The sequence below is a fragment of the Ruegeria sp. YS9 genome, assembly GCF_024628725.1.
Lineage (GTDB): Bacteria > Pseudomonadota > Alphaproteobacteria > Rhodobacterales > Rhodobacteraceae > Ruegeria > Ruegeria atlantica_C.
In genome coordinates this window covers 67,501-90,264 of the sequence record NZ_CP102409.1, presented here as the reverse complement: position 1 = coordinate 90,264, position 22,764 = coordinate 67,501, and the positions used below count along the sequence as shown (strand labels likewise).

Genomic DNA, 22,764 nt, shown 5'->3' with positions numbered 1-22,764 from the left:
TGGCAACGGGTCGTCCTTCGGCGGCAATTTGTCAAGCTCAGCCCCCATTGTCAGGGCAATGTGACGCGACTAAAGCTGTGCACATGACTTTGACCCTGCCCACCCCCGCATCGCCCCTCAGAATCGGCACCCGTGGTTCGCCACTGGCTCTGGCTCAGGCCTATGAAACGCGCCAGCGCCTGAGCGATGCGTTCGATCTGCCACAGGATGCGTTCGAGATCGTAGTGATCAAGACGACCGGTGACAATCGCGCCATGATCGACGCGGATCGCCCGCTGAAGGAAATCGGCAACAAGGGTCTGTTCACCAAGGAAATCGAAGAGGCGATGCTGCGCGCCGAGATCGACATCGCCGTGCATTCAACAAAGGACATGCCCGTTGAACAACCCGAAGGGCTGGTCCTGGACACGTTCCTGCCGCGCGAGGATGTGCGCGACGCCTTCATCTCTCCGCGATTGGGCTCGATCCACGATCTGCCCGAAGGCGCCGTTGTGGGCACCTCGTCCTTGCGGCGGCGGGCACAGCTGCTGAACCGGAGGCCGGATCTGAAAGTGGTCGAGTTTCGCGGAAATGTGCAGACACGGCTGAAAAAGCTTGAAGACGGGGTTGCCGATTGCACGTTTCTGGCAATGGCAGGCATTCGCCGTTTGGGAATGGATGAGGTTCCGGCCAGCGCCATCTCTCCTGACGACATGCTGCCGGCAATCGCGCAGGGTACCATCGGCATCGAACGGCGCAGCAACGACATGCGCGCAGCCGAAATGCTTGAAGCGATTCATCATACCGAAACGGGATACCGCCTGGCGGCCGAACGCACATTGCTGGCTGCGCTGGACGGGTCCTGCGAAACCCCGATCGCCGGCCTTGCCGAACTGGACGGCGACACCCTGAGGTTGCGGGGCGAAGTGCTGCGCCCGGACGGAACGGAAACCGCCAGCAGAGATATGACCGGCCCCGTCAAGGATGGGCCTGAGATGGCCCGCGCGATGGCGGCGGAACTGCTTGAACAGGCGGGACCTGATCTATTCGATTGGAAAAATTCAAAATAAATTTGTCTAGTGTGAACTTGATCACTGTAGCAGGCGGCGCGATCAGGCATTACTGTGACATACCGCAGAGGAAGTCGGGCCAGTCTCGAAAGTATCGAAAAGTTTTCAGATTGCCGGTGTTTTAATAAGTATTCGAGGGGGCGAGACTGACCCCCGGCTTCCAAAGGTAGAGGGTCGCTGTTGGGTTCAACAGCGACCCGTTTACGTTGTACCAGATTGCGTTGTGCCAGACCCGCGTTCAGGAAATCGCTTCGACGGCGTGACGAACGGCCTCTCTGGTCTGATCCAGATCCGCTTCGGTAACCGCCAGCGACGGGTACAGTTTGCCCGGAGCCTTGAAGACCCCATGCGCCCGCAACGTTGCATTGTAAGTGGCGTTGCGCTTCGGGTCATCATGGTTTGCGCTGCGATAATCCCGACATTCGGCCTTGGTGAAATAAATGTCGAACAAGGTCTCGTCACCGCAGATGCGATGGGCAATGCCTGCCTCGTTCAAAGCGTCCGATTGCATCTGTTGCAACTGCTTCCCGATCGAGCGCAGGTGTTCATAGGTGCCTTCGCGCCGCAAAACCTCCATCGTCTTCAGCCCCGCCGCTGAGGCAACGGGGTTGCCGGACAAAGTGCCCAACTGCATCAGCCAGCCGTGTTCTCCGACTTTCGATTTGTCGAAATGCTTCATGATCTCGGTGCTGGCGCCCAGCGCGGCCAGAGGAAAGCCACCACCGGTGATCTTGCCAAGCGTACAGATATCCGGGGTCACGCCATATCGCTCTTGTGCGCCGCCGTAAGCCAGTCGGAACCCGGTGACGATCTCATCAAAAATCAGCAGCACACCAAATTTGTCGCACAAGGTCCGCAAGCCCTGCAAAAACCCCGGTTCGGGCGGGATGATCCGCTGCAAGGGTTCGACCATGATGGCTGCGACATCGTCATGCTCATCCAGCAACGCTGCCACCGCCTCAAGATCATTGAAAGGCGCGATCAGCATCTGCTCGGCCACGCTTTGGGGGATACCGGCACTGTCGGGAACGGCCTGAGGGAAATTGACCCGACGGCTGGGGGCCAGGCTCATCTGCGCCTCGGCGCTCATACCATGATACCCCCCTTCGAACTTGAGGATCTTGTCGCGCCCGGTATAGGCGCGCGTCAGCCGCATGGCGTACATGTCCGCCTCGCCCCCAGAGGCAACAAAACGCACCTGCTCGCAACAGGGAACGGCTTCGATGATGGCCTCGGCCAGTTCGATGCCCTTGCTGTTGTTGGCGAAGAAGGTCATGCCTTTGGGCAGTTGTTCCAGCACCGCTTCCATCACCTCGGGGTGGCCATGGCCCAGCAACATCGGACCGGACCCGATCAGATAGTCGATATATTCGTTCCCGTCCTCGTCCCAGACATGGCTGCCCTCGCCACGGGCGATGATGATACCCGGATCGAAGTTGCCGAAACCGCCGGCAGGCAAAACTTCGTTTGCACGCGCTATCCACTCGGACTGTGTCTGGATCTTCAGCATCTCAATCAATCTCCAAAATCGGGGCGCCAAGAATTTCGAGGTCAGGTGTCACACCTAAACCCGGGCCTTCGGGCGGGGCAATCCGGCCGTTTTCACGGTTTGGTGCGTCAGGGCACAGGCGCGGGGCAACGTAAGAGGACAAGTCGCATGTGTTCATCAGCGATCCATGCGGGGTTGAAGCAGCAAAATGCAACGAGGCCGCCGTGACGATATCCGATCCCCAGGTGCATTCCGAACAAATCTCGGCGCCCAGCTGAACGGTCAGATCGCGCGCACGGCGCATCGCTGACAGACCGCCGAATTTCGACAGTTTCAGCGCCACCGCGTCCATGCAACCCAACTCATGCGCCCGCATCAGCGATGCAAGATCAAAGGCGTTTTCGTCGATCTTCATGGGCAGACCCGTCGACTGACGAACAGCGGCACAGTCTTCCAGCGTCTTGCAGGGCTGTTCCAGCATCACATCCAGATGCGCCACCGCGCGCCCGGTTCGGGTTGCCTGAAGGCGCGATGCCCCGCAGTTCCAGTCACCATACACAAGCGGCCCGGTTCCCACGGCCTCGCGCACTTTGATCAGCCGCTCGGCATCGGCTTGCCAATCACCCTCGACACCCAGCTTGACCTGGAATTGCCGAATACCGGTCTGGAAGGCCGCCTTGGCGATGCGCGCCATTTCGTCCGGCGCGATACATGTGATCGAATGGTAAAGCGGCATATCCGCCCGTGTCCGCCCGCCCAGCAACGCGTAAACCGGTACCCCCGCCGCGCGGCCGAACAGATCCCACAGCGCAATGTCCACGATGGATTTCGCGTAGCTGTGGCCTTGCAGAAGCCCGTCCAGCTTTCGCATCGGCGCATCGACCCCGATCGGAGAAATCCCGAGAATCTCGGGACCCATTTCAGCGATGGCCCCCGGTACGCCATTCGCATAGGCTGGCAGATAATGCGGGATCGGGCAGACCTCACCCCAACCTGTCAGACCTGTATCCGTCTCAAGGCGCAGGATATGAGACGTCACGGTCGCACAGGTCTTGCCGTCAGCCATGTGATAGGTTTCATGGCTGGTCAGTTCGACGGACCAGAGCGTTATCTTGTCAATTCTCAAGCATATTCTCCTACTGGATCACCCAATGCGGCTTCGTCCGGATGCACGCCCAGCCCCGGCGCCTCGGGCAGATGCAGATGGCCATCGACGTTGCGGGGCCCGCGGCCACCTGCAACATCAACCGTGATCATGTCCTGACAGGCCCAGACCGCGTGGCAGTGGTCATCCGGGATCGTGGCGGCCAGATGCAGCGCTTCGGTATCGGCCAGAACCGTCCCGCCGGTGGCCATCACGAACATGTCTATCCCATGGGCCAGCGCGATATCGCGCATCCGCGCGGCCTTGGTCAGGCCACCCACGCGATTCAGCTTGATCCCGAATATCTGGGCCAGACCATCGCGGGCAATCCGGGCGGCATCCTGCAAGGTCACAAGGGACTCGTCCACAGACACTGGGGATGCATGAAGCCCCGAGATCGTCGCGATATCATCCAGTGTTTCACAGGGTTGCTCGAACATCACGTTCAGGTCTTCGCAGGCGCTCATCACCCGCAGGGCTTGCTGGCGCGTCCAGCCACGGTTGACATCATACAGGACAATCTCTCCGGGCTGCCGGATGCTTTCCACATCCCGCACACGGGCAATGTCCCGCTCGACATCTCCGCCGATCTTCACTGAATGGGCGATATAGCCGCGCTTGCGATACCGCTCCATGACCTCGCGTGTTTCCTCGACGGTTTTCGCCCCGACCGAAGACGCAATCGGGCGCGGTGTCCGCGATCCGCCGCCCATCAGATCGGCAATCGGCAGGCCCGCCGCCTGACCGGCAATATCCCAGCAGGCCATATCTATGGGGCTTTTGGCATAGAGATGCCCGGGCAAGGCAATATCCATGGCCCGTTCCACGTCCAGCACGCGACGCGGATCAAGGCCGAGGATGAAGGGGGCCATCGTTTCGATCCCGGCCCGGATACCCGGCCCGTGCGCGGGTACATAGGTGTGCCCCCAAGGCGTACCCTCGCCCCAGCCGACCAGACCGGTATCGGTTACGAGCTTGACCAGCGTCGCATCAAGCGTTTCGAACTTCAAACGCCCACCGGACAGCCAATAGGGATGCTCGAGCGGCAAATCGACCTGAAAAACGGTAATGGCTTCAATCTTCATGGAGCATACTCCGCCACGGGTGCGCCGAGGCTTTCAAAATCAGGGGTTACACCCAATCCCGGCAAATCGGCTGCATAAAGCGTTCCGTCTTTCGCGACAGGGCCGCCGAACCCGGTAGATCGCGTGTTGTAGTTCATCAGATCCGTTGTGTTCTGAAGGTATTCAGGCGGGGTCGACGCCGAGAAACGGGCCACAACCGATGCAATGGCAGTTTCAATAACTCTGTCCGCACCCCGGACATAAGCACTGCCAGCATAGGGAAGTCCGGTCTGGTAAATTCGGATGCCGGTGGTTTTCATGCGGCGTCCATTCTGGGCAGGTCGCCCATCCCTTCGCCGCGCCACAGGACAAAGGTCAGGATCGGTTGGCCCGTCGTGGTCATGGCGTGGCTTTGCCAACTTTTGTGCTGTCGTGTCTGGTTCGGGCCGACGAAGGTTTCATCCTCGTCGCTTCGAAAAACCGCTCCGCCCGCCAGGGTCAGATACAGCTCTTCCGCCTGATGGCTGTGCCAGTCATAATCCAGACCAGCGCCCCAATATCCCACGTAGCCGCGCAATTGGGTCGAGTGGAAATGCCCGGTCGGTCCGAACAGTTCGTAATACCCGTACCGATTCAGGAAATCCGCGCCGACTTCCTCTGCGGTGTACGTGTGTTTCCATTGCGCCAGATGCGCGCTGGCCTTGATCGCCGCGACCAGATCATGGGTTGGCGCCACGCCATCAAGGCCAAAATCGCCCACCAGATCGGTCGCCGGCATGTGAGCGGGCTGCAAACCCGTCGGTGTCAGATCGTCCGGCCATGATGCAAACGCGGCAAGGTCAGGATGCGCCTGATGCAATTGGCGGGCCGCCTCGAGAACATCATCCAGCGTCATGGCACCACCACGATGTTGCCGGTATGCTGTTTGGCGATGAACGCCGCTTGCGCTTCCCGCAGCTCTTCCAATGGGTAGGTCGCAGCCAGCGCCGGTTTGATCTCACCCGCATCGATGTATTTCACAAGGTTCTGCATCACCTGCGGGTCAATCACGGTCGAACCGCTGAAGGTCAGATCGCGCAGATAGAAGGTCCGCAGGTCGAGTTCGACCATCGGACCTGCAATGGCACCCGAACAGGTGTAGCGCCCGCCGCGCTCCAGTACGTCGATCAGGTTCGGCCAGTAAGGGCCACCTACCACATCGGCGACCACGGTGATCTTCTCGTCGCCCAGCGCCGACCGCAGATCTTCAGGTGCGCGGGGCAAAACCAGATCAGGGCCAAGATCGGCCACGTCGGCGTGTTTGGATTCGGTTGCCATCGCAATCACACGCGCGCCACGGCGTTTGGCCAATTGAACCAACGCACCACCCACCCCGCCAGAGGCCCCGGGCACAAGAACGGTGTCTTTTTCCGTCACGTTGGCACGCGACAGCATCCCTTCGGCTGTAGAGTAAGAACAGGAGAACGTGGCCAGTTCGGCATCCGACAGGTCCGAAGTGATCGGCACCGCATTGACCGCCAGAGTCGTGGTATATTCGGCGAACCCGCCATCGCGTTCCGAACCGAAGTACCCTGTCTTGTTCATGTTGCCGGGATCAGCCGGATCTCGCAGCCAGCCATCCGTGATGACACGCTCGCCGATACGAGCGCCGTCCACGCCCTCGCCAACGGCCACGATACGGCCGCAGACATCTGCGCCCTGAATGCGCGGGAAGGTGATCGGGTTGCCGCCCCATGTCGGGTCTTCTTCACCGACTTCCTCGAATGCGCCACCGGTGGTCGCATCCGTTACGGTCTTGGAATACCAGCCGGACCGCGTATTGACGTCGGTATTGTTCAGGCCACAGGCTGCGACCCTGATCAGAACTTCACCGGCAGCGGGTTCGGGGCGCGGCCAGTCTTCCTGCATCACCATCTGTTCCAGGCCACCATGGCCCATTGTGACCATGGCTCTCATCGTATCGGGCAGGCTCATCACGCGGTCTCCAGTATGGCGTCACTGCGGGGCAGCAAACTGTCGGGATCGTAGGCAGGTTCACCCAGAACGCGGGCGGCACGGGGTTGGCCATGGATCACGACCTCCAGCTGTGTCCCGGCTTTGGCCGCTTCGGGCTTGAGGTAAGCAAAGGCCAGGATTTTGCCGACGGTGTGGCCATAAGCGACAGACGCCGTGGACCCGACGACGCGCCCGTCCAGCAGCACCGCCTCTCCGCCATGGCCATCAATCTCGCCATCCGGTTCAATTGAAAGATAGGCACAGATCCAGGGCAGATCGGTGTTGAGCGTCTTGTCCTTGCCTAGATAATCCTTGTCGGTGCGCGCAAAACGCAGCACGTCGGCCTCGGCCAGAGTAACCTCGTTGGTCAGCTCGCCCGCGCCTTTGAAGCCCTTCTCCATCCGCATCACGTTCATGGCAAAGCTGCCATAGTCGGTGATGCCATACGCCTCACCCGCGGCCCAAAGCGCGTTGTAGACGTCGAGGCAGGCGGTGTTGGGCATGTGCAGCTCCCAGCCCAGTTCCCCGGCATAGGACATACGGAAAGCCCAGACCTTGTGACCGGCGATGTTGATTTCCTGCGCGGAAAGCCAGCGGAACCCGGCATTGGTCAGATCGGCATCGGTGCAGCGCGCCAGCACATCCCGCGACCGGGGACCGTTCAGCGACAGGGCCGACCAGTCTGCGGACAGGGCTGTTACCTGCACATCCTCATCCGCGCATTGCTGCGCCAGATGATCCAGCAGGCGCTGTTCGAAGAAGGCCGCACAAACCAGATAGAAGCGGTCGTCGGCCATGCGGACAATCGTGGTCTCCAATTCGATACGGCCACGACGGTTCAGCATATGGGTCAGCGTGATCGAACCGACCTTTTGCGGCATCCGGTTTGCGGTCAGCCGGTCAAGCAGGGCATAGGCCCCCGGTCCCGAAACCTCGACCTTGGTGAAGGCGGTGACGTCCATGATGCCGACGCTTTCGCGCACCGCTTTGACCTCGGCCGCGACCATGTCGTCGGCAGGTGTGCGACGGAAGGAATAGTGATCGCGCTGTTCCACGCCGTCGCGGGCGAACCAGCGGGGGCGTTCGAAACCATACACTTCTTCATGCACTGCGCCCTTGGATTTCAACAGCTCATGCAGCGGCGACGGCTTGATCGGTCGCCCGGCCAGACGGTTGAAATGCGGGAACGGGATTTCATGGCGCAGGCAGTAGTCTTCCTCGGCCTTGATCACCTGCCAATCCTTCGTGGCATAGCTGCCGAACCGGCGCGGATCAAATTCGCGCATCGAGATATAGGCGGCACCATGCACCATCCACCGCGCCAGTTCGCGGGTCAGACCCGGCCCCCAGCCGATGCCGATCTGTGTCCCGCAGCAGCACCAATAGTTCCGAACACCCGGTGCTGGTCCGATCAGAGGGTTGCCATCCGGCGGATGCGAGATTGCCCCGTGAACGTCGCGCTGAATGCCAAGCTCGGCAAAGATCGGCATCCGGTTCAGGCTTTCCTCAAGCCACGGCATCACCCGGTCGTAATCCGCGTCGAACAGCCAGTTTTCGTATTCCCACGGGCAATGGTCATGCCAGACCGAGTTCGGGTTCTCTTTTTCGTAAATCCCGATCAGACCGCGCTGCTGCTCCATCCGGATATAGCCCGAGACTTTGCGGTCGTCGCGGATCACCGGCAGTTCGGTGTCCAGGTTCTGGAATTCCGGCACCGGTTCTGTCACGAAATAATGGTGCGTCATCGAGGTCATCGGCAGTTGCAGCCCCGACCACTCGCCCATTTGCCTTGCATAGGTTCCGCCTGCGTTCACTACATGCTCGCAGGTGATCGTGCCCTTTTCGGTTTCAACAACCCACTCACCGTTCCCGGCCTGCGTGATGTTGGTGGCGCGGCAGCTGCGAAAGATGCGGACGCCCTTCTGACGCGCGCCGGTCGCCATCGCCATCGTCACATTGGTCGGATCGACATGGCCGTCATCGGGTGTGTGCAACGCGCCCAAAACACCTTCGAGATTGTAGAACGGATGCAGTTCAGCCACCTTTTCGGGGCCGACAAGCTCGATATTGAAACCCAGCGACCGACCAACCGACAGGGTGTGGCGCAGCCAGTCCATCTCATCCTCGGTATAGGCCAGACGGAACGATCCGCAGCCATGCCATGTGACCGGCTGGCCGGTTTCAGCCTCCAACCGGCCGGAATACAGCCCGATGTTGTAATCCACGCATTTTCCCAGCCCGAAGCTTGAGGTCGAATGCGTGATCTGTCCCGCTGCATGCCAGGTACTGCCGCTGGTCAGCTCGGCCTTTTCAAGCAGGACGGTATCAGCGCCCCACCCTTCATGCGCCAGATGATAGGCCAGACCGACCCCCATTACGCCGCCTCCGACAATAACCACGCGGGCGTGTGACGGCAGTTCGTTCCCGGACATGATTTTTCCTCTTCCCGAGTCGCGTTTCTGCTCGACAGGCTAATTCCACAAATGTACCATCGTCAATCATGAATGACACAAATGTATCATCAACCGTCCTCGACCGCCTGAGCCGGGAATGGGACGCCCTAACCCCCGAGGCACAGAAAGCAGCGCGCTACGTGTTGGAGAACCCAACGGATGTTGGGGTCTCGACCGTGCGCGAGATTGCCGAGGCGGCCAAGGTCAAACCCAATACTTTCGTGCGTATGGCCCGGCAGGTGGGCTTCGAAGGATACGAAGATTTCCGGGCCCCCTTCCGCGAAGCGATTCGACGGGGCAACGTGTCGTTTCCCGACCGCGCCCGTTGGCTGCAAGAGATCGGCAAGTCAGGTGAGCTGGGTGGGCTTTATGCCGATATGGTGGGTGCGGCGATCCGCAATATTGAAGACACCTTCGCTGGAATTGATGAAACGAGCCTGAAATCCGCCGCTGAGGATATCTGGAACTGCCGCCAGATCTTCACGCTGGGCGTTGGCGTCAACAATTCGAACGCGCGCAATTTCACCTATCTTGCGTCAACCGGGATGAAGCAGTTCCACGCGATTCCCCGCCCCGGCTCGACCCCGGTGGATGATCTGGCCTGGGCCGATGAACAGGACGTGCTGATCGCGATCACCTGCCACCCCTATCGAACCGAAGTCATCGAGGCGATCAAGCTGGCTCGGCAACAGGGTCTGACCGTCATCGGTATTTCCGACAGCCCGGCCAGCCCGGTGATCCTGAACGCCCATCACGGTTTTGTCGTTGCCGCCGACACGCCGCAGTTTTTTCCGTCATCCGTCTCGACCATCGCCTTGTTGGAAACTCTGCTGTCCTTCGTGATCGCCGTGTCCAGCGATGAGATCGTCGAGCGGGTGGAACGGTTTCACCAACGCAGACACCAACTTGGCCTCTACGCGGAGGAGCCCGAATGAATGCACCCCTGACCCACTCATTGGACGCGCGATACTATACCGACCCTGCGATTTTCGAGCAGGAAATGCAGGGGCTTCTGGCCCGAACGTGGCAGTTTGCGGGCCATGTCGCGCAGGTCCGGGAAGCAGGGGATTACTTTGCGTTTGAGATCGCCGGCCAGAACCTGTTCTGCATTCGCGGCCGCGACGGCGAAATCCGCACCTTCTACAACGTCTGCCAGCACCGGGCGCATGAGATGGTCACCGGCGCGGGCAACACCCGCGTCGTTGTCTGCCCCTATCATGCGTGGACCTATGAATTGACCGGACAGCTGCGTGCCGGGCCCAATATCAAATCGGTCCCCGGCTTTGACCGCAGTGCGATCTGCCTGACCTCGGTCCGAACTGAGGTGTTCAACGGGTTCATCTTCGTCAACCTCGACGATGACGCCGCCCCCATGGATGAATGGTTCCCCGGTGTGCGCGAGGAAATCCGCGCATTCGTCCCGCATATCGACGATCTGGAACCGCTGGAATGGGTCGAGATTCCCGAAAACTGCAACTGGAAGGTCAGTATCGAAAATTACTCGGAATGCTACCACTGTCCGACCAATCACCCGACCTTTGCCGAAGGTGTGGTCAAGCCCGAGACCTATGACATTCAGCCGGATGCGGGCGGCGGCTACGTCCTGCGTCACACGACGGAATGCCAGAGCCTCGACAAGATGACCTACCCCATCGACCTGTCGGTACCGCACGCAGGCGATTACCAGTCATGGTTCCTGTGGCCGATGTTTTCCTTCCAGTGTTATCCCGGCAATGTGCTGAACACCTATCACTGGCGCGCGGTTGATGCCGATCACTGCACCGTCTGGCGCGGCTGGTACACCGAGGGCGGTTCGGACAGCGCGGTCATCCGGCAACTGGCGGTCCAGGACCGCGAAACGACGGTCGAGGAAGACATCCGCCTTGTGGAATCCGTTCATCGCGGGCTCAAGTCGCGGGGCTATCGCCCCGGACCGCTTGTTCTGGATCCGGGCTGCGGCGTGATGTCGGAACATTCCATCGCGCGGCTTCAGCAATGGATGCGCGAGGCTGTGGATTAGTGGCCGAGGTTGCACGCTGATGCTGATGCCTGAAGTCTGGCGCCCGGAACACAAACTGTTCCCCCATCAGGTCGGGTTCACCTGCCCGCCGTTCGATTTTGACGCCGCGCCCTCGGATTTCCTGCGCATGTGCCCCGAAACCGTGGGCGTGCATGGCTGGATGCTGCACGTGCCAGACTATGTGCACGGGCTGGATCAGCGGAGACAGAACTTTGGCCTGCTCGAAGACTTCGTGCACTGCATGTCCCGCAACGGCGTCGATGTCTGCGGTCAGGTCGGTTCGAACTGGGTCCATGCCTGCGGGCTGGGCGTGGAAGGCGTCCGGCAACACTGCGATGACCTTTCAGACAAATATGGCACCCGCTTTCATATGGCCGGATATGCCATGGTCGAAGCGCTGCGCGACATGAACGTCGAAAAGGTTGCCCTGAACGCCGCCTATCATTGGCCGGAATGGTGGCAGGGCACGGTCGGTTTCTTGAAAGAAGCCGGGTTTGATGTGGTCTGGGCCGGGAATTTTTACGATCAGGGCTGGTTCGACAGTCAGGAAGCCGTGAATGACTGCCGCTGGGTGTTCGATGGTGATCTGGCACTGAAAAGCTTTGAATATGTGGCCGACAAGGCACCCCGGGCCGAAGCGATCCTGATCAATGGCATGTGCAATTTCCGGACCGGGCCCGGTGGCTTGCCCCAGCGCCCGCTGCATCTGGCCGATATGCTTGAAGACGCGCTGGGCAAACCGGTGATTGGTCATGACATCGCGCTTTACTGGCGCATCTTCAAATCCCTCGGTATCGCGCCCGGTACACCGCACGGGCAATTGCTGAAACGTCTTTAGCTATTCGAGAGGTCACGACCATGCCCAAAATTCTCGCGCTCTGGGCCGTGCCAAGGTCCACGTCAACCGCGTTCGAGTGGATGATGCGACAACGCGGTGATCTCGACTGCCTGCACGAGCCCTTCGGCGAGGCGTGGTATCAGGGTGAAGACCCGCTTTGGCATCGGTTCCAACCAGGGGACGTGACAACGCCAGCCCTGACATTGGACAGCGTGTGGCTGGACATTCAGCAGCGGGCGAAACGGGGGCCGGTCTTTCTCAAGGACTTTCCGCATTACATCAACCACATGTGGGATGCCGAGTTTCTGTCGCATTTCACCCACGCCTTCCTGATCCGGGACCCGGCCAAGACCATCACTTCGATGTTCAAGCAATGGCCGGACTTTGCCGAAGGCGAGGTTGGCTTTCCCGAACAGCGTGCCCTGTTCGATCTGTTGACCGCACTGAACGGAACTCCGCCGCCGGTCATTGACAGTGATGACCTGTTGGAAGACCCGCACGGCATGACCCGGGCCTTCTGTGACGCGGTGGGAATTCCGTTCATCCAAGAGGCGCTGAGCTGGGAACCGGGCGGTGATCCGTCCGCCCATAGTTGGTGGGACGGCGGGTCGTTCCATGGCAACCTGGCGAAATCGACCGGGCTTGCGCCGCAGACCCGCACGCATATCGACATCGCGGACGCGCCAGACCGTGTGAAACAGGTGCACCGCAGGATGAAACCGCATTACGATCACCTTTACAAACACCGCCTGACACACTGACACACCGGAGACCCGCAATGGCCGACATTTTCGACGAAGACCTGTTTCTGAAAGGATTGGAGCAAAGGAAGAACACGCTGGGCGCAGAGTATGTGGAGAAAAACCTTGCTGCCGCCGACGACTTCACCCGCCCGTTTCAAGAAGCCATGACGGCCTGGTGCTGGGGGTTTGGGTGGGGCGACGACGTGATCGACGCCAAGACCCGGTCGATGATGAACCTGTCGATGATCGGTGCGCTGGGCAAGATGCATGAATGGGAAATCCACTGCCGGGGCGCCATCAACAACGGGGTTTCAAAGGAAGAAATCCGCGCCATCATCCACGTGGTCGGGATTTATTGCGGTGTTCCTCAGGCGCTGGAGTGTTTTCGCGTCGCCCGCAAGGTGCTGGAAGAAGCCTGACGACCCGTCACAGACCAGCCGCCGACAACAGCCGCACGCCTTTTTCGTAGTGTCGCCTGTTCTTGAAGCAGCCGGGCCAGGCCCAGCGTTCCGCCGTAAAGCCCGGCTGCAATTCCAGAATCTGTCGGGCATGTCGACGCGCCAGGGAATGGTTCCCGGCGGCGGCGGACAGCATGCACAGTACGACCCTGGGACGAACGCGCCCGGGGTCAACCCGCAACACGTTATGGGCATGCTGCCACGCGGCCTTGTCCCCGGTCATCATCATTGCGATTGCCAGATTTGCTTCGATCCAAATAGGGGGATGCGGCGTCAACGCCAGCGCTTTCTTGCAGACTGAAACGCCTTCTTCGGCCCGGTCATCATACACCAAAAGGATACCATAATATCCCAACAATTCCGGGCTTCCGCTGAAACGTTCCACGACGGCAAGCATCAAGCTGCAAGCCTCTGACGTGTTGCCGGCAACACTGTGGGTGAAGGCATGGAGGGCCGAGCAATACGGGTCCGTTGGGTTCAGATTGCGCAGTTTCTTGCATTCGGCCTCGACCATCGCCAGCGTCTCGGCCGGGTTTGCATCCATACCCAGGCGGATCATGTCCAAATGACAGAAACCGATCGCCACACGGGCCGGCAGGTATCCCGGGTCAAACTCCAGACAGGCGCGGTATTGACGGATGGCATCCTGCAACCCGTCTTCTGTTGCCTGACTTTCCAATATGCGCGCTTTCTGGAACGCAGACCAGGCCTCGGTCGAAGTGGCACGGCCTGACCAGATTTCAGACCAATACCCGTCGCGCAATCGCAGTTGGAGCGCTTCGACGACCTTCATGGCGATTTCTTCGACCGCGTCGAATGTTTCCTTTGCGCGAAAGCGGAACCGCTGTGTCCACAGGCACACCTGATCCGCGGTTGACGTCAATTGAGCGGCCACCCGCAGGCCTTCTGCGCCGACCACGCTGCCGCTGAGAACATAGCCTTCAACCGGGCCTTCCTGCCTGCGCGCGTCACGCAGTTCGATCACGTCGGACATTGTGCCCAGAAGAAACATGAGTTCGTCTCGTATGGAGGAAGCAGCGATGCTGATATCCGGCGTTTCCCCGACAACTTCAAAAGGCTCAACCACAACCGCTGGACGCAAACGCCCCCAATGCACCGGCAAACCGCGGCCCGCCAGAACCGGACCGTCTGAGTCTGTATCGATGTCCCAATAAGCCTGCCGCTCAACCGTCAGCCATGCCTCGAACTCGGGGTCGGCAACGTCCAACCCCTCCAGCAACTCAGCGCGGTCGGAACTGAGTTGCTCGTCAAACAGATCAACCTCGACTGCTGCCAGATTGATCGACACCGTTTCACGGGTGACTTCAAGAACATCAAGTTTGTGCTTGGAAAAGTGTTTGCTGAGTACGCTCAACTCTTTGCGCAACGACGCCGCGCCTTGTGCGGGCGAACTCTCGCTCCAGAGCTTGTCCTGCAACCAAGCCCTGCTGCGTATCGCGTTTTTCGACAGAAGCACCAAAGCAAGAAGAGCTTTCGCTTTGGTGCCCCGAGGCGTCACATCCTGACCGTCGTCATGGATAATCTGAAACGGTCCGGTCAAAAAAACCTTGGTTTTTGCCTCAGTCACTAACGGCCCTCAAAAACGTTCGGGGGTTGTCGTTAACCGCTGCATCCAAATATGACGATACCGCCCATCGCTTCATAGGCCAGTTTGCAGCACCATGACTCGTGATCGGGGTTCGGATCCGGCTTTTTGTCACTCAGGTCCGGAACAACGATATGAACCAGATCCTTGGTATCATAGACAAACCTGACCTCTGGGTTGCCACTGTCCGCAAGGATTTCTTGAATCTTGCGTTCCGCCGCGTCCTGATCGTCTTGCGACCCAAGCGCACGGCCGCGCGCGGCATTCAGAACTTCGCACCCCAAGTCTTTCAACGAATAGTTCGGGTTGATTGTCAAACGAGCCATGTAAAATCTCCTTCTCAAACAACAATGCCCACTTGTATACCGCGTTACATGCTTATCCGGAAACGAAAATGCCCGACACGTTGATTGAACGCGCTGAAACTGCTCGGCTAGTTTCCGAACCCTCGTTTGCCGAATTCCCCATGGGTGCGCCGATCCACGCGGCTTTTCGCTTGATCGAGCTGCGCAACGGGACTCTGCCCCCCAAAGGCGGGATGGACCATCGCGTGTCTTTCGGCACAGGCCGCACGGCGGAGGAGGCGGCGCGGCTGGCCGGGTTTGAGGCGATTGAGCGCTATGCCTTGCAATACAGTGCCGAAGCACCACGAACCCGCGAAAGCCTGATCGCGTCGGATGGCGCATCCCATGTGATGCCAAACGACGCGCTTGCACTGGGTGTTCCGGGCAGTGACGGAAAGGTCACTTCAAAAGGTGCCGCAGCCGGCCCGACACACGAAGCCGCCGCCCTTTGGGCGGCGATGGAGTGTTTGGAACACGCTCTTGGATCGCAGGGGTTTGACCACCTGGCGCCGGAGACTGCACTGCCCCACGATTTGACGCAGTGGCTGAATGTTCACCTGCGGCAACTGAGCCTTCACATCCTCGAAGTTCCGGGCATCGGCCTTCTGCTGCGCGCGGTCTGCGCAGATGCGGATGGCGGCAGGCCGACCTATGGATCGGCGCTTTCCGCAGATCTGGCGCAGGGCGTCTGGCACGCAGCGTCCGAGGCGGTGGTGTCCTGGCGCAACATGGTGATGCTTGAACACAACGGTGTGACGGATCACGGCATGGATGCCGAACAGGCGCGCTTGTTCCGGCTTTATCGCGGCGCGCAAAATGACCGGCCTGTCGCTCCGACGCGGGTGTTCGACACGCAGGCGTGGGACAGCCCGAACCCGTCGCTGACGACTGTATTGACGGCCGCAAGCCGCGCTCTCGGTCGTCCGGTTGCGGTTTTTGACATGACGGCACCTGAAATTCCCCTGCCGGTGGTCAAATCCGTGCCAGTCTGAGCACCTGTCAGGATCCGTCTCCACGACAGCGCGTCATGTTGCCGTTGGTCTCTGCCTTGCAACGGTCCGCGAATTCCAGAAGATGCCTGCAACGTTCGGTCTCGGGCAAGCTGCGGACAACCCGCCCTGGATCAACACGCGGAATTTCAACAAATTCGACACGGGTGATCACGCGTGGCCTGGCGGCAACTGTGATCATGGGGCCGACCTCGATCAGGCTGGCAAGGGTATAGCCCGAGACCGGGCGCGCCGATGGGCCTGTTCCCAGCGTGATATCATCCAGAAACCGGGGATCGTCGTCGGCAGGCCCGAACTCAAGGCGCATGTGCATTCCTGGCGCGCCGCGCCTGAACCGGACCCAGCCCCGAGGCACCCTGCCCGCACCCACAAACAGTTGTGATGTATGGAATGCCCGAATATACAGCCCAAGCGGATCAGAGAATGCCATCGCCTGGCCCGCAGGAGACTTGCCACATTTCCTCCCCGCAGCCAGTTCAAACGTATCGCTCACCAGGCGGACCCCTGCATGCCCGCTGTACTGATCCTGCCGGTTCGCGAAATCAAGAACTTCTTCAAGCCGGGCGCGCCGCCTGCTCTCGCCGTCCTTCACGAGATACGGGAAGGAAGAAAAATGCATGGTCTGGATCAGATCGGTCAAACGGTTCGTACCCTTGGCCAGAAACAGGGCATGCTGGATATTCAACGGATGTTCCGGCGCATGCGCGTGATCCGTACCCACCAGCCTTTTGTGAAAGCGGGCCGCGCGCTCGGAAACATCCATCGACGTCCAATCCGACCGTGAGACTTCAAACAGGTCCTTGCAGGAGTAGAAGCGCCCGGTCACCGACGCGACCACCGACAGGAAGTGATCGAGATCGAACACCGCCATGAACTGCCACCACTCCGCAAACTCGGTAGTGGCCATAAAACGCTTCGGGCGCAGTCTGCCACCGGTATCGGGTCGCATTACCAACGTGTATTCAAGATATTCATTGTGCAGCTCAACCCTGCCGGGCCAGCCGTGGTCAGACACGCGCGCCGCCAGCTCATCACCCAGACAGTCCCGCGGTTCCCGGGGATCGGCGCGCCATCTGAACCCATTCGAAGGCTGGCCCGCCTCGATGTCACGTGGATCCATGACCAGAAACGGGCTGACGCCTTGCACGTCAAATATGTTCTGAATGCTTGAATTCCACGCTGATCGGGTGGCTTCGTTCACGCCTTGATCAGCAAGTCCCGGCGATTGGAATACAGACATCAAAGAACACCGTTGGGTTTCAGAGACACTGGAATGGAAAGTCAGCGGTCGATGCCCGCAGGGTTTCAATTCCGACGGGGCGATCGCCGAAGGTGACGAACAAGGAAGCATCATGAAAATCGACCTGTCACGGGGCACGATACCTTCATCCTGCCCACCCCGCCTGTTCAGGTAAATGACGGGTCCACCACAATTCGGGCGTACTGTTCACAATGTGGATTTCACTACCGCAAGAACGACCGCCAAGGATGTTGAGGCGATCTCCATCAAACGTTTCGAGCGACATTTTCGCGGCAACCCGGAGATTCGCCATCTGTTCCGCCAGAATGCCCACTGCAACGCGTTCACCCATTCGGATACTGTCGAAATAGTCGCTGTAGAAATGTACCCCTGCAAAATTGCGCCCGATCGCGATATTCGCAGCCAACTTGTTCAGCTCGCCATTCAGCGTCAGCTTTGCCGCGCTATCCTCTGGTCGCACGGACTCAACCAGTGTCCTTCCACCCGGAGCCGGAACAAAGACGCGCGGCATACCCGCCTCTGCCAAAGTTACCCGGGACCCGTCCGGCGCATGTGTCCTGAAGAACGCCTTGAGCAGCGTCGCGCATGCACCGGCAACTGCCCCATGAGCCGCCCCGTAGGACGGCTGCATTGGCGAGCCCTCGGGATAGGCAACAGGCAACAGCAGGTTGCGATCGATCCGCGGCAGCCCGTTATGAGAAACCGCGCTGTGCGCGAACCGCCTGGTGGCTGGCGCGGCGGCAATGGCGTCCATCAGACTGAAGTCTTCGCAGGCGGCGCTTTCCAATTTCTCAAGATGGGCTGCGGCAAACGGTTCCGCTGCCCCAAGCACCGCACCGTGGCCATTCGCCACCAGAGCTGCAATACTGCCCAGCTTTTCAGGGCGGGCACGGTTGTGCACCTGAAAGGTCTGGCGTCGCACGGCCCGCATTGCCCTGGTCGCGGTTTCCGCCAGCATTGAAAGCGCGTGCGATCCGCCCCAATGGGCCCCGCCATCCTCCGCACGGGAATTCCAGACTTCGGGCAGACCGTCATCTGCTTGAATACCTCGGCCCAACATCAACAGGCAGGCATTGAAGAAAGCCTGATAGACCGTGTCGAAATGCACATAGGCAGCAAGGTCACGAGGTGTTTCGACAAATTTCGGGCCACAGGTCTCAAAGGCTTGTTCACCGGTCGCGTCTGCCCCGTTCTGAACGTCCAGCCACTCGGCCCAGTCCCGCAAATAGTCCACGCCAACAGCCTGAGGAGCAACCCTTTGGTCAAGCCGCAATGCACCAAATGGCATTGCCTTTGATTCTGTAGTTTTTGCCAACCACCGCCCTTGCACATGCGCCGCGCCCGAGGGCAGCGGGTCGTACCCCTGCAAAAGGAACTGCGACACGTAGGGCCCGTCCGAACAGCCTAGGCTCGAGCCGCGGAACAAGGTTCGGGAAGACAGACCTTCGCCATCTCGAACCCGGCGCGCTGCCGGTACTTTCCCGATCGCGGCGCCACTGGCATCCTTTGGGCAACCGTCTTTGCGGAACCACTCCAACCGGCCAAGGGCGCCAAGTACCTTGTCGGTTCCTTCGGCACCATCCCGAATGGTTTCGAAGGGCACATCCCGCAGACAGGCCATCGCATAGAGTTCGGCCATCTCTGCCGCCAATTCATCTGACCCAAGCCTGGGCGCCGGGGCAATACCCAAACCGCCGGCGTCCAAACCATTGAACCCCAACCGATGACCCAGGATAGGCCCTTCCCACGCACGCCATCTAAATTCACCACCCTCTGATGGCGCGGTGCGGAAGGGCCCGGAATAGGCTGGCGTGTCAAACAGCGTCAGCCTGTTTCCTTGATTGTCGGTGCAGGTAGGGTCAGCCACTTCTTCCAGAAATTCGGTATAAACCTGCGCGTCGACAATGCCGTTTTCGTCATGCCGCAAGCCCTTAGAAAAGCTCGTGGGCCAAGTCCCGGCAAACAGGTCTGCTTCGCCGTTATGTTCTTCGGCCGCCCTGTCTCGGGCACCAATCGGCGCGTTCAAATGACACTGATCCCGGTTCAATCCGCGATTGGGCTTTTCCAGGTCCTGCCAGGGTTCAGACGGAACGATATGTTGCGGCATGTTGCTCTCCCGATCGACGGAAACAACGATTCGCACGACTCCGTTACCGGATCGTGACCGGTCATTCCGGCCGGCTTTTTGCCCTGTTCTGCAACACATTGAGAATACCCAGCATAGAAAGGGCTTAGATCGCGCTGGACACCAAGCCCCGCCGCTGCTTTCCGATCTGTCGAGAAATTGCAGAATCCAATGCAAAACAGGATATCTGGGGCCCAGCCATCTTCGAGCCGCATCCCACCGGACAGAAAGATAAAGAAAATTGGATGGCGGAGACGAAGGGATTCGAACCCTCGAGACGGTTTCCCGCCTACTCCCTTAGCAGGGGAGCGCCTTCGACCACTCGGCCACGTCTCCGCCGACGGGTATATCCTTGCAAGCGACGGGAATACAAGGCGAAATATCTGATTTGCGCCCCTCTCTGAAAAATTGCTGAACCCGTTGAAATCACGGCAAAAGACGCCAACATAACCGGATCATGGGCCAGATTTTGAGAATTTTTTCTGGGGCATGTTCCAACGTGAAACAACCGAACCACCAGACTCGAAACGCCACAGCACATCGAATCCCCAATCGGCATCAATCGGCATCGCTGCTTCGATTGAGCGGTCACTTTCTGAAAGCGAAGAATTTCTCTTGTTTCAATTGGATCCCATTTCCTCCGGGCAGTGGCGGAAGCGCAGGGCAATGCAAACGAACAATGGCTCACTTTACGACCACACTCGCCTTTATAAAAGTGGAGTGGTCAAAAACTCCACGAAGGGCACAGAATGAAGAAATTTATCGCATCCGCTGGAGCGATGGCATTGGTCGTATCAAATGCGATGGCAATGGTTGCTGACAGAGAGGCTATTATCAACGATAAAGTACGTAGTTTTGTTGACGCTGTAGGCTGCGCCGATCCAGAAGCCGCACAATCTTTGCTTGCGGAACTTGGCACTGACGATTTTGACGTTTCTACATATATTGCGTTTCCGGTTGTAGATGTCGGATGTGCAGGTGGGGCTGGAACAAGCGCATTCACGCCGGTCGTAGTACGTGTTCCGGAATATCGGCCTTTGGCGGCTCATGTCGACATGTGGGCAACGGCGGATATTGAATTTGTAGGTATGCCTGCGCGCGGATGGTTCGACGCAGCAAGCCTCGCGTTATTCGATGCTAAGAGTTTGATATTTGGCTGTTATTTTTGGTTGCGGGAGTAGGATTTGAACCTACGACCTTCAGGTTATGAGCCTGACGAGCTACCGGGCTGCTCCATCCCGCGACACTTTGGTGGTCTACCGCCTATTCGGCTACTTGAGACCGTTTTTCGGCCTGTTGCTTACGCTACTTGAGGCCGGGGTCGAATGAGTTCGATATCGTAAGAGAGAATTTTGATTGTGGGCTTTTTCTAGGTTTGGCGGTGACCTACTCTCCCGGGGCTTGAGCCCAAGTACCATTGGCGCGGCAGTGCTTAACTTCCGGGTTCGGGATGGGACCGGGTGTTTCACTTGCGCTATGACCACCAAACCGAGGAAAAGCCCCCGTCGCTCTTTTTGCTTTGCAAAAAGGCGACGCGCGGGAGGCAGCGTATTCGCTTGCGAATGCGCGTTCCCGCACGGTTATTATGTCAATCAACAGTGTCGCTTGGCGCGACACAGCCATCCTTGGTCCAAGGTGTGTATGTTTTTGATTTGTCTTTCTGTTACTGGATCAAATCAAGCCTATCGGGCGATTAGTACCGGTCAACTGAACGCATTGCTGCGCTTACATCTCCGGCCTATTGACGTGGTGGTCTTCCACGGCCCTCAGGGAGACCTTGTTTTGAGGGGGGCTTCCCGCTTAGATGCCTTCAGCGGTTATCCTGTCCGATCATAGCTACCCAGCACTGCCGTTGGCACGACAACTGGTCCACCAGTGGATCGTTCACCCCGGTCCTCTCGTACTAGGGGCAACTCCTCTCAAGTCTCCTACACCCACGGCAGATAGGGACCGAACTGTCTCACGACGTTCTAAACCCAGCTCACGTACCTCTTTAAACGGCGAACAGCCGTACCCTTGGGACCTGCTCCAGCCCCAGGATGAGATGAGCCGACATCGAGGTGCCAAACACTGCCGTCGATATGGACTCTTGGGCAGTATCAGCCTGTTATCCCCGGCGTACCTTTTATCCGTTGAGCGATGGCCCTTCCACTCGGGACCACCGGATCACTATGGCCGTCTTTCGACTCTGCTCGACTTGTCAGTCTCGCAGTCAGGCTGGCTTCTGCCATTGCACTCAACGAGCGATTTCCGACCGCTCTGAGCCAACCTTCGCGCGCCTCCGTTACGCTTTAGGAGGCGACCGCCCCAGTCAAACTACCCGCCACGCAGGGTCCCGGATCCGGATAACGGACCGCGGTTAGACATCAAGAGTGCGAAGGGTGGTATCTCAAGGGAGGCTCCACAAGAACTGGCGTTCCTGCTTCAAAGCCTACCACCTATCCTGCACATCACAATCCTGATGCCAGTGCGAAGCTGTAGTAAAGGTGCACGGGGTCTTTCCGTCTAACCGCGGGAAGCCTGCATCTTGACAGGCAATTCAATTTCGCTGAGTCGATGTTGGAGACAGCGGGGAAGTCGTTACGCCATTCGTGCAGGTCGGAACTTACCCGACAAGGAATTTCGCTACCTTAGGACCGTTATAGTTACGGCCGCCGTTTACCTGGGCTTCAATTCAAGGCTCTCACCTCTCCTTTTAACCTTCAGGCACCGGGCAGGCGTCAGACCCTATACGTCGTCTTGCGACTTCGCAGAGCCCTGTGTTTTTAATAAACAGTCGCCACCCCCTGGTTTGTGCCCCCAGCCCCTAGTTGCCTAGGAACCGGGCCTCCTTCTCGCGAACTTACGGAGGTATTTTGCCGAGTTCCTTCAACATCGTTCTCTCAAGCGCCTTGGTATGCTCTACCAGTCCACCTGTGTCGGTTTAGGGTACGGTCTGATGGAGGGCTATTTCCAGGAACCACTCAGCAGCCCAATCAATCCGATAAGATTGAACTACACCTGTGATCCGTCACATCCTCCTGGCCTAGGAATATTAACCTAGTTCCCATCGCCTACGCCTTTCGGCCTCGGCTTAGGGGCCGGCTTACCCTGCTCAGATTAGCTTTAAGCAGGAACCCTTGGACTTTCGGCGAGAGTGTCTCTCACACTCTTTGTCGCTACTCA

The 22,764-nt window shown here is 59.0% G+C and carries 19 protein-coding genes, 2 tRNA genes and 2 rRNA genes (1 of these 23 only partly in view); 8 read left to right on the top strand and 15 right to left on the bottom strand.

Translation table 11 applies throughout. The features are described from left to right. Positions 1-83 precede the first annotated feature (83 nt). Positions 84-1,049: a hydroxymethylbilane synthase gene (gene hemC / locus NOR97_RS00410; RefSeq protein WP_170346260.1), complete on the top strand. Its 966-nt coding sequence runs from the start codon at positions 84-86 to the stop codon at positions 1,047-1,049. Between the two features lie 238 nt (positions 1,050-1,287). On the opposite strand, the gene NOR97_RS00405 is transcribed toward hemC, so the two are convergent. The 7 genes from NOR97_RS00405 to NOR97_RS00375 are packed head-to-tail and all read right to left on the bottom strand — an operon-like array spanning position 1,288 to position 9,173. Continuing rightward, positions 1,288-2,559 (bottom strand): aspartate aminotransferase family protein, encoded by a 1,272-nt coding sequence (locus tag NOR97_RS00405; protein WP_257599892.1) that lies wholly within the window; start codon positions 2,557-2,559, stop codon positions 1,288-1,290. 1 nt (position 2,560) lies between these two features. After that, a complete protein-coding gene (locus tag NOR97_RS00400) occupies positions 2,561-3,664 on the bottom strand; it encodes a mandelate racemase/muconate lactonizing enzyme family protein (protein ID WP_257599891.1) in 1,104 nt (367 codons plus the stop codon). Then, a complete protein-coding gene (locus NOR97_RS00395; protein ID WP_257599890.1) occupies positions 3,661-4,767 on the bottom strand; it encodes a mandelate racemase/muconate lactonizing enzyme family protein in 1,107 nt (368 codons plus the stop codon). Before NOR97_RS00395 ends, NOR97_RS00400 begins: the two co-directional genes overlap by 4 nt. Then, entirely contained in the window at positions 4,764-5,066 is a 303-nt protein-coding gene (locus NOR97_RS00390) for a hypothetical protein (RefSeq protein ID WP_257599889.1), read from the bottom strand. The genes NOR97_RS00395 and NOR97_RS00390 overlap by 4 nt, the downstream gene beginning before the upstream one ends. After that, a complete protein-coding gene (locus NOR97_RS00385; RefSeq protein WP_257599888.1) occupies positions 5,063-5,641 on the bottom strand; it encodes a dimethylsulfonioproprionate lyase family protein in 579 nt (192 codons plus the stop codon). The genes NOR97_RS00390 and NOR97_RS00385 overlap by 4 nt, the downstream gene beginning before the upstream one ends. Next, on the bottom strand, positions 5,638-6,720 hold the full coding sequence (locus NOR97_RS00380; protein WP_257599887.1) for an alcohol dehydrogenase family protein: 1,083 nt from the start codon (positions 6,718-6,720) through the stop codon (positions 5,638-5,640). The genes NOR97_RS00385 and NOR97_RS00380 overlap by 4 nt, the downstream gene beginning before the upstream one ends. Continuing rightward, the gene (locus tag NOR97_RS00375) at positions 6,720-9,173 is read right to left on the bottom strand and encodes an FAD-dependent oxidoreductase (protein ID WP_257599886.1); all 2,454 of its coding nucleotides are present in this window, start codon (positions 9,171-9,173) and stop codon (positions 6,720-6,722) included. Before NOR97_RS00375 ends, NOR97_RS00380 begins: the two co-directional genes overlap by 1 nt. Positions 9,174-9,241: 68 nt before the next feature. On the opposite strand from NOR97_RS00375, the gene NOR97_RS00370 reads away from it, so the two are divergent. The 5 genes from NOR97_RS00370 to NOR97_RS00350 are packed head-to-tail and all read left to right on the top strand — an operon-like array spanning position 9,242 to position 13,214. Continuing rightward, the gene (locus NOR97_RS00370) at positions 9,242-10,129 is read left to right on the top strand and encodes a MurR/RpiR family transcriptional regulator (protein ID WP_170346254.1); all 888 of its coding nucleotides are present in this window, start codon (positions 9,242-9,244) and stop codon (positions 10,127-10,129) included. Further along, positions 10,126-11,214, top strand: a complete 1,089-nt coding sequence (locus NOR97_RS00365) for an aromatic ring-hydroxylating dioxygenase subunit alpha (protein ID WP_257599885.1) — start codon at positions 10,126-10,128, stop codon at positions 11,212-11,214. Before NOR97_RS00370 ends, NOR97_RS00365 begins: the two co-directional genes overlap by 4 nt. 19 nt (positions 11,215-11,233) lie before the next feature. Further along, positions 11,234-12,052, top strand: a complete 819-nt coding sequence (locus NOR97_RS00360; protein ID WP_257599884.1) for a hypothetical protein — start codon at positions 11,234-11,236, stop codon at positions 12,050-12,052. Between the two features lie 20 nt (positions 12,053-12,072). Continuing rightward, a complete protein-coding gene (locus NOR97_RS00355) occupies positions 12,073-12,813 on the top strand; it encodes a sulfotransferase family protein (RefSeq protein WP_257599883.1) in 741 nt (246 codons plus the stop codon). Between the two features lie 17 nt (positions 12,814-12,830). After that, positions 12,831-13,214 carry a carboxymuconolactone decarboxylase family protein gene (locus NOR97_RS00350; protein WP_257599882.1) on the top strand — a complete coding sequence of 128 codons (384 nt, stop codon included), beginning with the start codon at positions 12,831-12,833 and terminating at the stop codon, positions 13,212-13,214. A 7-nt stretch (positions 13,215-13,221) separates the two neighbouring features. Here NOR97_RS00350 and NOR97_RS00345 read toward each other — a convergent pair whose 3' ends face one another. Then, entirely contained in the window at positions 13,222-14,841 is a 1,620-nt protein-coding gene (locus NOR97_RS00345) for a hypothetical protein (RefSeq protein ID WP_257599881.1), read from the bottom strand. A 32-nt stretch (positions 14,842-14,873) separates the two neighbouring features. Then, positions 14,874-15,185, bottom strand: coding sequence for a hypothetical protein (locus NOR97_RS00340; protein WP_171171326.1), 312 nt, complete (start codon positions 15,183-15,185; stop codon positions 14,874-14,876). Between the two features lie 68 nt (positions 15,186-15,253). On the opposite strand from NOR97_RS00340, the gene NOR97_RS00335 reads away from it, so the two are divergent. Beyond that, a complete protein-coding gene (locus NOR97_RS00335; protein WP_257599880.1) occupies positions 15,254-16,195 on the top strand; it encodes a YcaO-like family protein in 942 nt (313 codons plus the stop codon). 7 nt (positions 16,196-16,202) lie between these two features. On the opposite strand, the gene NOR97_RS00330 is transcribed toward NOR97_RS00335, so the two are convergent. The 3 genes from NOR97_RS00330 to NOR97_RS00320 all read right to left on the bottom strand — a co-directional run bounded on the left by NOR97_RS00330 (position 16,203) and on the right by NOR97_RS00320 (position 19,935). After that, complete coding sequence (locus NOR97_RS00330; RefSeq protein WP_257599879.1) at positions 16,203-17,453, bottom strand: hypothetical protein; 1,251 nt, start codon at positions 17,451-17,453, stop codon at positions 16,203-16,205. A 145-nt stretch (positions 17,454-17,598) separates the two neighbouring features. Continuing rightward, positions 17,599-19,581 (bottom strand): hypothetical protein, encoded by a 1,983-nt coding sequence (locus NOR97_RS00325; RefSeq protein WP_257599878.1) that lies wholly within the window; start codon positions 19,579-19,581, stop codon positions 17,599-17,601. A 264-nt stretch (positions 19,582-19,845) separates the two neighbouring features. Continuing rightward, positions 19,846-19,935: transfer RNA gene (locus tag NOR97_RS00320), tRNA-Ser, on the bottom strand. Between the two features lie 413 nt (positions 19,936-20,348). Here NOR97_RS00320 and NOR97_RS00315 point away from each other — a divergent pair. After that, positions 20,349-20,780, top strand: coding sequence for a hypothetical protein (locus NOR97_RS00315; protein WP_257599877.1), 432 nt, complete (start codon positions 20,349-20,351; stop codon positions 20,778-20,780). Here the strand turns inward: NOR97_RS00315 and NOR97_RS00310 are convergent. The 3 genes from NOR97_RS00310 to NOR97_RS00300 all read right to left on the bottom strand — a co-directional run. Next, positions 20,766-20,842: transfer RNA gene (locus tag NOR97_RS00310), tRNA-Met, on the bottom strand. The two genes, NOR97_RS00315 and NOR97_RS00310, sit on opposite strands and share 15 nt — an antisense overlap. 130 nt (positions 20,843-20,972) lie before the next feature. Then, positions 20,973-21,087, bottom strand: a 5S ribosomal RNA gene (rrf, locus tag NOR97_RS00305). Positions 21,088-21,271: 184 nt separating this feature from the next. Beyond that, positions 21,272-22,764 (bottom strand): 23S ribosomal RNA (locus tag NOR97_RS00300) (it continues 1,334 nt past the right edge of the window).

What these genes read in the sequence shown, in the direction of transcription:
- NOR97_RS00340 (WP_171171326.1), bottom strand. Translation starts at nt 15,185, where the DNA reads ATGGCTCGTTTGACAATCAACCCGAACTATTCGTTGAAAGACTTGGGG.
- NOR97_RS00365 (WP_257599885.1), top strand. Translation starts at nt 10,126, where the DNA reads ATGAATGCACCCCTGACCCACTCATTGGACGCGCGATACTATACCGAC.
- NOR97_RS00360 (WP_257599884.1), top strand. Translation starts at nt 11,234, where the DNA reads ATGCTGATGCCTGAAGTCTGGCGCCCGGAACACAAACTGTTCCCCCAT.
- NOR97_RS00330 (WP_257599879.1), bottom strand. Translation starts at nt 17,453, where the DNA reads ATGTCTGTATTCCAATCGCCGGGACTTGCTGATCAAGGCGTGAACGAA.
- NOR97_RS00380 (WP_257599887.1), bottom strand. Translation starts at nt 6,720, where the DNA reads ATGAGCCTGCCCGATACGATGAGAGCCATGGTCACAATGGGCCATGGT.
- hemC (WP_170346260.1), top strand. Translation starts at nt 84, where the DNA reads ATGACTTTGACCCTGCCCACCCCCGCATCGCCCCTCAGAATCGGCACC.
- NOR97_RS00325 (WP_257599878.1), bottom strand. Translation starts at nt 19,581, where the DNA reads ATGCCGCAACATATCGTTCCGTCTGAACCCTGGCAGGACCTGGAAAAG.
- NOR97_RS00405 (WP_257599892.1), bottom strand. Translation starts at nt 2,559, where the DNA reads ATGCTGAAGATCCAGACACAGTCCGAGTGGATAGCGCGTGCAAACGAA.
- NOR97_RS00375 (WP_257599886.1), bottom strand. Translation starts at nt 9,173, where the DNA reads ATGTCCGGGAACGAACTGCCGTCACACGCCCGCGTGGTTATTGTCGGA.
- NOR97_RS00395 (WP_257599890.1), bottom strand. Translation starts at nt 4,767, where the DNA reads ATGAAGATTGAAGCCATTACCGTTTTTCAGGTCGATTTGCCGCTCGAG.
- NOR97_RS00350 (WP_257599882.1), top strand. Translation starts at nt 12,831, where the DNA reads ATGGCCGACATTTTCGACGAAGACCTGTTTCTGAAAGGATTGGAGCAA.
- NOR97_RS00390 (WP_257599889.1), bottom strand. Translation starts at nt 5,066, where the DNA reads ATGAAAACCACCGGCATCCGAATTTACCAGACCGGACTTCCCTATGCT.
- NOR97_RS00335 (WP_257599880.1), top strand. Translation starts at nt 15,254, where the DNA reads ATGCCCGACACGTTGATTGAACGCGCTGAAACTGCTCGGCTAGTTTCC.
- NOR97_RS00315 (WP_257599877.1), top strand. Translation starts at nt 20,349, where the DNA reads ATGAAGAAATTTATCGCATCCGCTGGAGCGATGGCATTGGTCGTATCA.
- NOR97_RS00385 (WP_257599888.1), bottom strand. Translation starts at nt 5,641, where the DNA reads ATGACGCTGGATGATGTTCTCGAGGCGGCCCGCCAATTGCATCAGGCG.
- NOR97_RS00370 (WP_170346254.1), top strand. Translation starts at nt 9,242, where the DNA reads ATGAATGACACAAATGTATCATCAACCGTCCTCGACCGCCTGAGCCGG.
- NOR97_RS00355 (WP_257599883.1), top strand. Translation starts at nt 12,073, where the DNA reads ATGCCCAAAATTCTCGCGCTCTGGGCCGTGCCAAGGTCCACGTCAACC.